Raw genomic sequence first — 10,181 nt, 5'->3', positions numbered from 1 at the left:
CCTCGGGATAAGCAGACATCGGTTCCCATCCATCCGCAGGCGCTGACGCGAAACAGGGCAGATCTGTCCCGTTTCGCTTCGTTGCACGTCTATCTCTCCTAATGAAGCAGAAACCAAGCCAATTATTCGCGAGCCGGCAAATCGACATTTCGGTCGTTGCGGACGGCATTGTTCAAATCAACGGCGCGCGGCGCGTGCGACAATTGAAGGTTGTCTTGCTAGAATATATAAAAGTTAAGCAAATTTATGGAATGCGTATTCGTGATCTTCACAGAGGAGAAGCGATCATTCTGGAAGATCAGTGTCCGGCCCTTTTGCTGCAATGCAACATGTTGGACGAGACGCAGGAAGCGGACGGGTCTCGCGCGGCCATGATCTTCGACGGGCCCGGATCGTGAATGTCGTGGAAGGATGGATGGAGACCATCGACGTCGCTTCGGAGCCCCCCCGGGCACGCGCGTCGATTGCTCCGGCTGCGACTCGCGCCGGCATCCCTGCCTCCGTCGGGCGGCGGCAAGCCCGCGACGCCGGCGGACCGGCGAAGGATTCAGGCCCCGCCGCGCGATGCGGCCCGCCCCGTGGGTTGAACCTTCGCCAGTCTCACCCGGCCGCCGGGGGGGCGGAGAGATCGGGAGCGGCATTCGGCCCGAACATGTCTTCAGGGGCGGGTGGATCCGGCTGGCGCGCCAGGGCGCTCGCCCGCGCGAATCGGGCCCGCGTTCCGGCCTCGACCCGTGACAGCCCGATCGCCCGGGCCATCAGCCGCACGCGCTCCGCCTCGGATGCATCCGGACGCACCGTGTCCGCCAGACCAACGAGTTCCGGCATCGGCGTATCGGCATGGCTGCGCAGACCGGAGACCGCCGGGCGGTAGGGATGGCGCGGCCGCGGTGCGACGCGGGGCGGCCAGAGGACGGGGCGGCCCTCGTCGTCACTGCGGGCCACTGAGGCGGGAACCTGCGCGAGAACCGCCGCGCGGAGGACGGGGCCCGACCGCTGGAGGCCGTGGGCGCGGGCGACGCGCCGGAGCAGCACGTCCTCGTAGATCGGGCCCTCCACGGCGATCACGTGCGCCACCAGGGCCGCCAGCACCGGACCGTAGGACGGGTCGTAGAAGCGGTCCTGCGCCAGGGCGACCCCGAGGTCGGCCGGGTCGGCGAGGCGGTAGGCCGGATCACGCCCCACGGGCGCGACCGGCGCATCGCCGCCCGGCTCCGGCGCGCGGTCCGAGTCCGCGGCGGCCGCCGTCCCGGCGAGGGCTGGACGATCCGCCGTCTCCGCGGCGTCCGGTGCGGCGGAAGTGCCCTCGCCGACCGCATCTGTGTCGTCCGCGTCCCCGGGAGCGTGCCGATCGGCCTCCAGATCCTCCCGCAGACGTCGGTCGAGCTTGGCGAGGGCGCCGTTCGCATCCGCCCACCACGCGGTGCTCCAGACCCGCCGGATGCGCCAGCCGAGGTCGGTCAGCACGTGCTCGCGCAGGCGGTCTCGGTCGCGCGCCGTGGCGGACCGGTGATAGGTCGCCCCGTCGCACTCGAGGCCGGCGAGGTAGCGCCCGGGGGCGTCGGGATGGACGATGCCGAGATCGATCCGGAAGCCCGACACGCCGATCTGCGTGTGCACGGTCCAACCCCTGGCCCGCAACGCCGCCAGCACGGCGGCCTCGAACGGCGATTCCACCCCGCCCCCCGTGGGCGCGGAGGCCTCGGCGAGTGCCCGCGCGCCGCGCTCGGCGAATTCGAGGAAGTGCTTGAAGTCGCGCACGCCCCGCGCCCGGGTGCGGCCGAGATCGATCTGCTCGGGGCGGAGCGAGGTGAAGACCACGAGTTCGCGTCGGGCGCGCGTGATGGCGACGTTCAGGCGGCGGTGGCCGCCATCCCTGTTGAGGGACGACACCGTGCTCACCACCCGGCCGCCCGGGTCGGGCCCGACCGCGACCGAGAACAGGATGGCGTCGCGCTCGTCGCCCTGCACGTTCTCGAGATTCTTCACGAAGACGGGCTCGTGCCAGCGATCGCGATCGAAGTACGGCTCCAGCTCCGGAGACGACCGCCGCTGCTCGTCGAGGAGGTTCTCGATGAGCCGCTGCTGCTCGCCGTTGAAGGTGACGATGCCGAGGGAGCGCCGTGCGCGTGCGAAGTCCGGATCGCGCAGGCGGCGCACGATGTCGGCGACCACCACCAGGGCCTCGGGCCGGTTCACCCGGCCGGCCCCCCGCTCGTAGACGCCGTCCGGGACGAAGCTCAGGCGCACCGCCCGGTCCTCGGTCACCGGCGCGGGGAACGTGACCAGGCGCCCGCCGTAGTAACGGGCGTTCGAGAAGGCGATCAGGCTCTCGTGGCGGCTGCGATAGTGCCAGTCGAGGGTCCGCCGCGGGATGTTGGCCGCGAGGCACGCGTCGAGGATCGATTCCTGGTCGGTGAGGTCGTCGGCGTCCTCGATGTCGTCGATGCCGCGATCGCCGACCTGGGTCGGCGGCAGCTGCTCGGGATCGCCGACCACGACCACCTGCCGGCCCCGCGCCATCGCCCCGATCGCGTCCCAGGGCGCGATCTGCGAGGCCTCGTCGAAGATGACGACGTCGAACGCTGCCGCGTCGGGCGGCAGGTACTGCGCGATCGACCGCGGGCTCATCATCACGCAGGGCGTGAGCCGCGTGAGCGCGTTCGGCATCTGGCCGAACAGCCTGCGCAGGGGCGGTTGCCCCCGCTTCCGCGTCAGCGCGTGCGAGAGCGCGCCCCATTCGGGATCGCGCCCGAAGGCCGTCGGCCCCGGAATGCCGCGGCCGAGGCGGTCGCGGACGACCTGCCTGGCGAGTTCGCCCACCTGCGCGTCGGCGGCGCGGAAGCGGGCGATCGCGTCCTCGTGCCGCTCCGGCAGGAAGCGGCGCAGGGCCGGGTCGTCGCCGGCGACGCGGTCGATCCACCAGCGGGCATAGGCGGTCTCGAAGGCCGACTCGACCCGGTCGGGTGTGATCCGGCCCGTCTCCAGGGCCTCGATCAGCGGCCCGAGGCCGGCGTCCCGCGCCCCCTGGGCGGCCGCCTGCCAGGCGCACCAGCCCTGGGCACGCGGGAGACCGGAGGCCCAGCGCCGGGCCAGGGCGATGCCGGCGGCGATCCCGTCCGCCTCCGCGGTCGCCTCGGGACCGGACCGTCCGGCCTGTCGTCCGAGCGCCTTTGCCGCGTCGTTCGCCCGGGCGTGGTCCTGCGCGAACGCCGCGTAGGCCTGGGCGATGCGCCCGCCCGTTTCGAGGTCCCGGCCCTGTTGCGTGACGAGCCGGACGAGGTGGGAGCGCAGGCCCGCGGCGTCGAGGTTCGGCGGCCCGAGGCCGGGCAGGAGCCGCTCGACCCGCCCGGCCCAGGCGAGGGCGGCCCGGAAGTCGGCGGCCGGCAGATCCGGGTCGCTCCAGGGCGGCCCCAGCCGGGTCAGGGCCGCCTCCTCGGGGCGATCGGCCGTCTCGTGCCGGGCGAGCGCGATCAGGCCGGCGAGGTCCGGCCCGACATCGTCCGGCAGCGCGCCCTCGGCATAGGGCTGGAGGCGCAGCAGGACCGTCCTCAGGCGATGGCGGCGGACGAGGATGTTCGCGCTCCGCGCGGCGACCCACGCGGCGAGGAGACCCGGCAGGTCCTGGTCGAGGATGCTGGGCCGGTAGGTGCCGGTGAGCCGGCCGAGGTGCTCGGCCCGGACGGCCTGGACGCGTTCGCGCGCGGCGACCGCCCGGCGCAGTTCCCCCGCGTCGTCGGCCAGGAGGGCGACCCCGCAGCGGGCCTCGGGACGCAGCACTTCGTTGCCGAGGCCCAGGAGGCCGCGGATCTCCGCCCCGGTCACCGGATGCGACGGAAGCCCGATCGCCTCGGCGAAGGCCCCGCCGCTCGCCCCGAGGGCGGTCAGCGCCTCGACCGTGGCGGTGATCGCCGCGTCCAGGCCGTCGCGCCAAGCCGGCGACCAGTGCCTGGATTCGATGCCCCGCAGCGGGTGGTCGGCGGGGGACCCCACCGCGGCCAGGATCGGTCGCAGGTCGCGGCAGGCCGCCCGCAGGGACGCGAGGGTGTCCGCCCCGTGGGCGCGGTGGTCGGGCCAGGCGAGGACGAGATCGGCCGGTTCGGACCCGGCCGCGATCACGCGCCCGAAGGCCTCGTAGGCCGAGAGACCGTTCTCCCGCCGCCGGTGCAGGGCCTGAACGAGGCCGTTCAGCTCGGCGCGCAGGTCCGCGAGCGTGCGCGTGACCCCCTGCCAATCCGCCTGCGCGGGCGCCGCGCGCTCGTGCCAAGCCCGGCGCAGCTGGCCGAGCACGGCCGATTTCTGCGCCTTGGCGGCGTGCACCTCCAGGCAGTGATCGCCCAGGCCGATCTCCTGCAGGCGCCGCTGCACCACCTCCAGGGCGGCCGTTTTCTGGGACACGAACAGCACGGTGCGGCCCTGGGCCAGGCACTGGGCGATCATGTTGCCGATCGTCTGGCTCTTGCCCGTACCGGGCGGCCCGAACAGCACGAAATCCTTGCCGCCGGCGGCGGCCAGGACCGCGGAGAGCTGCGAGGAATCCGCCGAGAGCGGCGCGAACACGGTCTCGGGGGGATGGTCCCGGTCGAGATGCGCCGGATCGGGGAAGGGGGTGCCGTCGCCGTAGGCGTGCTTCGGCGTCTCCAGGAGGTGGCGCACCACCGGGTTGCGCCTGAGGAGGTCGGCCCGGTCGTCGAGGTCCTTCCACATCAGGTACTTGGTGAATGAGAAGGCCGAGAGCACGACATCCGGCACCACCTCCCAGCCGCGAAATTCCGTCACGTGCTGGCGAACGATCCGGAAGATGGCGTCCACGTCGATGCCGGACCCGTCCCGCGGCAGGTCGCCCTCGAAGTCCGGTATCCGCAGCCGGAAGTCCTGGCGCAGCATCTCGATCAGGGTCGGGTTGATCCGGATCTCGTCGTCGTGCAGCGCGAGGCGGAAGCCGGCCCGCACGCTGGAGCGCCGGAGTGCGACCGGGACGAGCAGCAGCGGCGCGCGGTTCGCGGCCTCACCCTCCGTGCGGGTCCAGGACAGGAACCCGACGGCCAGGAACAGGATGTTGGCCCCGCCCTCCTCGAAGCCGTTGCGGGCCAGCCGATAGAGCTCGAGCAGGCGGCGCTCGAGCTCGGCCTCCGTCGCGGTGCTGTGGATCTCCCTCCGGGCCAGGGCCGCCGCGAATTCGGCGCCGCGCTCGCCGGGTGTGGCCGACCCTTCGGAGACGGGCTTCAGCCGGAAGTCTTGCCCCGCCGCCAAGCCGTCCGCCAGAGCGCCGGGAGAGACGCCTTCGAGGACGACCGAGCCCTTGCCGGGCTTGAAGTTGAGGAGCTTGTTGCGCAGCGACAGGTCGAGGAGCTTGCGCTTCCAGCACTCCAGGCGCCCGGCCGGGGTTTCGGGAGCCGCCTCGACGGGCGGAGGACGGGTCGCCTCGAAGGCCGGCGCCGCCGACACGGTCTGGTTCAGCGGCGCGGCCGGTGCCGCCGTCGCGCTCGCGCCGCCGCCACCGAGATCCATCGGGCGGATGCCTGCCTTGGGCTCCGTGCTTGCCTTGGGCTCCGTGCCTGCCTTGGGCTCCGTGCCGGCCTTGGGCTCCGTGCCGGCATCGGGTTCGTCCGTCGCACCGGTCATGCGACCTTTTCCCGGCCGGCGCGGCGCGGCATCGAAGCCGGCATCCGGTTCGCCTGCACCGCTCCGGCGGCCGCTCCGCTCGGAGGAACACCGCGTCCGCTGACCCGCGCCATTTCCGTCGCCCACCATCCCTGCCGCAGGCTTCTTCGCCTGGGAGGAATGGGTGTTCAAGGTTGTATGTGCGAGGGTCGATGAAAATCTAGGATCGCAGGACCGGCCGGCGACATGGCCGCTCGCCCTATGCTGGCCCGGGGCGCGGACGGGCGTCCTCCCCCGAGGCCATCCGGTGCTTCCGCGTCGCTCCGGGCCGACGGATCGGCCCGTCGAGGCGCAGCCTCCTACGGCGGCGGGCGATAGGCCCGTGCCGGGAGCTCGCGGGCCATGAGGTCCTCGACCTCGGCGCGGTTCGGGGCCGGTCTCGGCACCGTGATCGCGACGGTCCCGTCCGCCTGCGCCGCGTCGGTGATGTAGCGTGGACCCTGCCCCCCGGCCGGCGGCACCGGAACGGGAACCGCGGGAACGGGCGGCGCCGCGCCGGGTCCCGGCACGAGGTAGCGCTGGGTCTCGCCGGACTGCTCGGAGGCCATGCGGCGCGGCGCGGCCTCGGGGCGCTTCTCCGGGCCCGGCCGCTCCATCGCACCGGGCGGACGCACCGTGGACTCCGGCACCTGCGCGGCTTCGCGGGGCGCCCGCGGCCGTGGGGCCGCCGCATCGCGCCGCCGCAGCGGCTGCCGGCGAGCGGCCATCTCCTCCTGGGCGCGGGGCGCGGCGTTGGAATCGGCCGAGAACCGCATCTGCTCCACCGCGCGGGTCAGGTCCGCGAGACTGGCCGTCGCCGTGCGGCAGAGCTTGATCCGCATGGAGGCGGCCGGTGCCGCGCCGTCAGCGCCGAACAAGGAGGACGGCCGCCGCCGGCCCGCGTCACCGAGGTCGATCCACTGCCAGGCGTAGAGGCAGTCGTTGCCGAGCGCGAGGCCGACCGGACCGTAGGCGTTGCGGTGGGCCTGGGTCACGACCCGCATGGTCTCGCCGGGAAAGCGCGCCCGCAGCTCGGCCGCGATCCCCGGCCGGCTCGGCTTGGCCATGGCGAGGGCGGGGCCGGAGCCCCCATCCCCGTTGCGGACGCTCACCTCGGCGACGCCGCGCGGATCGTCCCGGAAGGTGATCCGCTGGGAATAGCCGTCGCGGGACGGGTTCTGCGCCACGTCGGACACGGGTCCGGCGCCCGGCAGGTCGAGGGCCGCGCGGCCGGGACGGGCGGCGGCGGGGAGCGCGGGCAGGAGCAGCAGCGCCGCCAGCGCCGCCGCGGTTCCGGAAGGCCGTATCCGACTCATGGCTGCTGTCCGGCGCTGGTGCCGGCCTCGACGAAGTTGGCGCGTTGCGAGCCCGGGACGCCGAAGCGGTCGGATTCGCGGCTCGACCGGGTCTGACCATTGGCGCTGGCGGCCTGCTGGTCCTGCCACTGGGTGCCGGCGGGCGGATCGGACAGGGTGGAAGCCTGGGTCATGCCGTTGTAGCCCGGCAGCAGCGCGAAGCCATAGCGCTCGTAGGGCAGCGGCCCGGCGCCCGGCACCCGGCGGGCGACCAGGGGCGGCGCACCCGTCGCGGGTTCGGCCAGGAAGCCGCCGGGGCTCCGCTCGGGCGCCTGCCGGGCCATGGCGGCCGGCAGGTACCGGAACGGGTTCTCGGAGGCGACGGACAGCGGAAACTCGCTGCGCAGGACCGGAAGCGGGCGCGCCGCCCCGTTGGCCGAGATGTCGGGCTTCGGCACCCGGCCGTAGGTGGCCGGCGCGCGGGCGGCGTTGGCGAGCACGGCGGTCGGCGCGGGGCTCGCGGGCTGGCGCGCGCCGGCGGCCGGGGCCGCCGCGACGCTGCAGGCGAGCGGCGGCCCGTCCGGACCCTCGCGGAACAGCAGGTCCACCACCTTCGGGAACAGGCCGTCGTAGCGGTTGACGATCTCGAGGTACTCGCGCGTGCGCTTCAGGCGCTGCAGCGCCAGGGCATAGCCGAGCACCGTCGATTCGCTCGGCAGCCAGGCGATGCCGTGCTGAAACCACTCGAGGGCGGCATCGAACTGGCAGGAATTGTAGGCGTACCAGCCCAGCGCCTGGGCGCCCTCGCCGGAGCTCGAGGCCAGGGTGACCTTGGCGTAGCGGTTGATCCGGTCCAGGTCGATGAAGGCCGGGTTCGCCTGGGTGAGCTTGCGCTCCAGGAGCTCGATGAAGAGGATGTTGTTGCCGACGTACTTGTCGCGCCAGGCATAGGCCACTTCCTCGGCCTCGCGCGCCATGCCGACGGCGCGCAGCGCGTGGGCGAGCCCGTGGGCGGTCATCGCGTCGCCGCCCCGGCTGATCGCGAGCTTGAACCAGTCCAGCGCCTCGCGGAACTGCTGGCGCTTGTAGGCGTACCAGCCGAGGAGCCCGGTCTCCCGCGGATCGCCGGTCTTGCGGGCTTGCGCCTGGAACGCGGCGATGTCGGTGGTGGTCGGCTCGTGCGCGGGGGCGTCGTGCAGGACGGCGACGATCCGCGCGCGGGTGATGTCGATGGCGATGCGGCGGAACTCGGAATTGCCGTCGGGATCCGTCCGGCCGAGGGCGATGAGCTGCTCGGCCGCGGCCATCGGCAGGTTCGACATCGCCTTCTGGATGGTGGCCAGCCGGGCGCCGGTGTCGTTGCTGGTGTCGAGGACGGACTTGTAGAGCGTTAAGGCCTGCGCCGTGGCCTCCTCGGCCGCCAGGGCGTCGGCGACGATCCAGATGCTCTCGACGTCGCCGGGATCGAGCGCGCTGGGATCGGCGCGGTAGAGGGCGATGACGTCGAGGTTGCGCTTGGCGCTGGCGAGCCCCTTCAGGCGGCTGCGGAAGCCGGCGCGGCGCAGCTTGCGCGCCAGTTCGTCGGAGGGCTGCCAGTTCGGGTCGACCGTGCGCCGGCCGGCGATCGCCGCGTAGAGGTCGTCGAAGCGACCGGCCGTGAAGAGGTCCCAGAGGGGCGCTTCCTCGGGGGGGCTCGGCTGCAGGGTGTCGAGGTCGGTGGGCTCGGTCCAGCCCGGATAGAGCTGCTTCAGCCGCGCGGCCTCCGCCTTCATCCGGGCGGTCTGCTTCTGCGCCGCGTAGTAGCGCAGCGCGCTCTCGTCGACCATGCCGTTGGCCGCCGACCCCGTGGGATCGACGACGATGGCGGGCGCCCGGCTGGCATCCTCGCCGGCCGGTCCCTGCGCCAGGGCCGGCAGGACGAGCGCCGCGAGGGCCACGCCCAGCGGGACGCCGAGGGGCGCGGTTCCGCGGCTCAGCCGGTGCGCTAACGCTTCAAGCATGACGGTCCCCTCATCTGCGCGGCCACCATGGCCAGGAGATGCAGCGTGGTCGGATAGTAGTTCTCGTTGTCTTGCACCTGGCTGAAGCCGTCGGGGAGCGGGGTCCCCTTCACGGCGCAGAGCAGCAGGCTGGACAAGGCGGCGTAGCCGCTCTCGCCCAGCCACTCGACGGTGCGCCCGTCGGCGGTGTCGACGATGGGCAGGCGCTCGCGATCCGGCCCGGACCAGAGGGCCACGAAGGGCTCGTAATCCTCCCGGCGGCCCACATCGGCCCAGGCCATGTAGAGGGGAATCCGGATCGCGTTGTAGGAGAACAGCGGCGGGAAGCCGTCGGCCGGGCGGGGCTGGTCGCCCTTCAGGGAGATCCATTCCGTGGGCAGGTTGGCGCTGCCGAAGCGGGCGCGGCGCAGGAGCCGCAGGCCGCTCCCGGTCAGGGCGGCCCAGTCGTATTCCGGAGCCACCAGGGGCAGGCGGGCGAAGGCCGGGAAGACCCAGTAGGACAGGTTGATCAGGGGACCATCGGCGCGTTCCGCCGCCGAGAAGCCCGAGACCGCCGGGAGCAGCAACGCGCCGTTGGGGTCCTTGAACAGGACGGTGCGGCGACCGACCTCGACGGCGATGCGACGGGCCGCGACGCGGTAGCCGGCATCGTCCCAGGCCTCGGCGGCCTCCGTCAGCGCCCAGGCGACGAGGATGTCGCCGTCGGTGGCATCGTTCATGTCCGCCACGGCCGGGCGCTTGCCCGGCTCCCAGCGCCAGGCCAGGAGCGAATCCGGGCGCACCATCAGGTTGGCGCGGGTCCAGCCCCAGAGGCGCTCGAAGGTCGGGCGGTCGTTGGCCGCCACGGCGAGCAGCATGCCGTAGCCCTGCCCCTCGCTGTGGCTGATCCCGCTATTGGCGGTGTCGACGACCCGCCCGGCCTCGGTGACGAAGCGGGCCCGGTAGAGGCGCCAGCCCTCCGCGCTCCTCAGGCTCCCGGCGAGGGGCTGGGCCGTGCGGGCGGGATCGTCCTTGGCCTGCGGCGCGGCCGGCAGCGCGATGGCGGGCGGGACGGAGGTCGGCAGGTCCGGCATGGCGGGATCGCGTGTCTGGGGATCCCGGGCCGAGCCGGCCGGAAGCGGCGCGGCGCCGCCCTGAGCCAGGCAGGGCCCTGTGACGGATCCGCTCGCGAATCCCGCGGTCAGGACCGCCGCGAGGGCGGCGCCTCGGACCGACGGGAAGGGGCGCCTCGGGGCGGGGCGTC

The 10,181-nt window shown here is 73.4% G+C and carries 5 protein-coding genes; 1 reads left to right on the top strand and 4 read right to left on the bottom strand.

Annotated elements, in window-relative coordinates; translation table 11 throughout:
- Window positions 1-101: 101 nt before the first annotated feature.
- Window positions 102-398, top strand: coding sequence for a hypothetical protein (locus tag AC0IWM_RS21400; RefSeq protein ID WP_471758337.1), 297 nt, complete (start codon window positions 102-104; stop codon window positions 396-398).
- Window positions 399-600: 202 nt separating this feature from the next.
- Here AC0IWM_RS21400 and AC0IWM_RS21395 read toward each other — a convergent pair whose 3' ends face one another.
- The 4 genes from AC0IWM_RS21395 to AC0IWM_RS21380 form a co-directional block, all read right to left on the bottom strand.
- Window positions 601-5,625 carry a DUF3320 domain-containing protein gene (locus tag AC0IWM_RS21395; RefSeq protein ID WP_471758335.1) on the bottom strand — a complete coding sequence of 1,675 codons (5,025 nt, stop codon included), beginning with the start codon at window positions 5,623-5,625 and terminating at the stop codon, window positions 601-603.
- A 338-nt stretch (window positions 5,626-5,963) separates the two neighbouring features.
- A complete protein-coding gene (gene bcsN, locus AC0IWM_RS21390; RefSeq protein ID WP_471758333.1) occupies window positions 5,964-6,959 on the bottom strand; it encodes a cellulose biosynthesis protein BcsN in 996 nt (331 codons plus the stop codon).
- Entirely contained in the window at window positions 6,956-8,938 is a 1,983-nt protein-coding gene (locus tag AC0IWM_RS21385) for a hypothetical protein (protein ID WP_471758331.1), read from the bottom strand. The genes bcsN and AC0IWM_RS21385 overlap by 4 nt, the downstream gene beginning before the upstream one ends.
- Complete coding sequence (locus tag AC0IWM_RS21380) at window positions 8,923-10,011, bottom strand: glycosyl hydrolase family 8 (RefSeq protein ID WP_471758329.1); 1,089 nt, start codon at window positions 10,009-10,011, stop codon at window positions 8,923-8,925. Before AC0IWM_RS21380 ends, AC0IWM_RS21385 begins: the two co-directional genes overlap by 16 nt.
- Window positions 10,012-10,181 lie beyond the last annotated feature (170 nt).

The organism is Methylobacterium sp. AC433 (genome assembly GCF_979253015.1).
Note: the sequence above shows the minus strand (reverse complement) of the source record. Positions and strands in the feature narration are given on the sequence as shown.

Coding starts and splice junctions, on each gene's coding strand:
- AC0IWM_RS21400 (WP_471758337.1), top strand. CDS start 102: ATGAAGCAGAAACCAAGCCAATTATTCGCGAGCCGGCAAATCGACATT.
- AC0IWM_RS21395 (WP_471758335.1), bottom strand. CDS start 5,625: ATGACCGGTGCGACGGACGAACCCGATGCCGGCACGGAGCCCAAGGCC.
- bcsN (WP_471758333.1), bottom strand. CDS start 6,959: ATGAGTCGGATACGGCCTTCCGGAACCGCGGCGGCGCTGGCGGCGCTG.
- AC0IWM_RS21385 (WP_471758331.1), bottom strand. CDS start 8,938: ATGCTTGAAGCGTTAGCGCACCGGCTGAGCCGCGGAACCGCGCCCCTC.
- AC0IWM_RS21380 (WP_471758329.1), bottom strand. CDS start 10,011: ATGCCGGACCTGCCGACCTCCGTCCCGCCCGCCATCGCGCTGCCGGCC.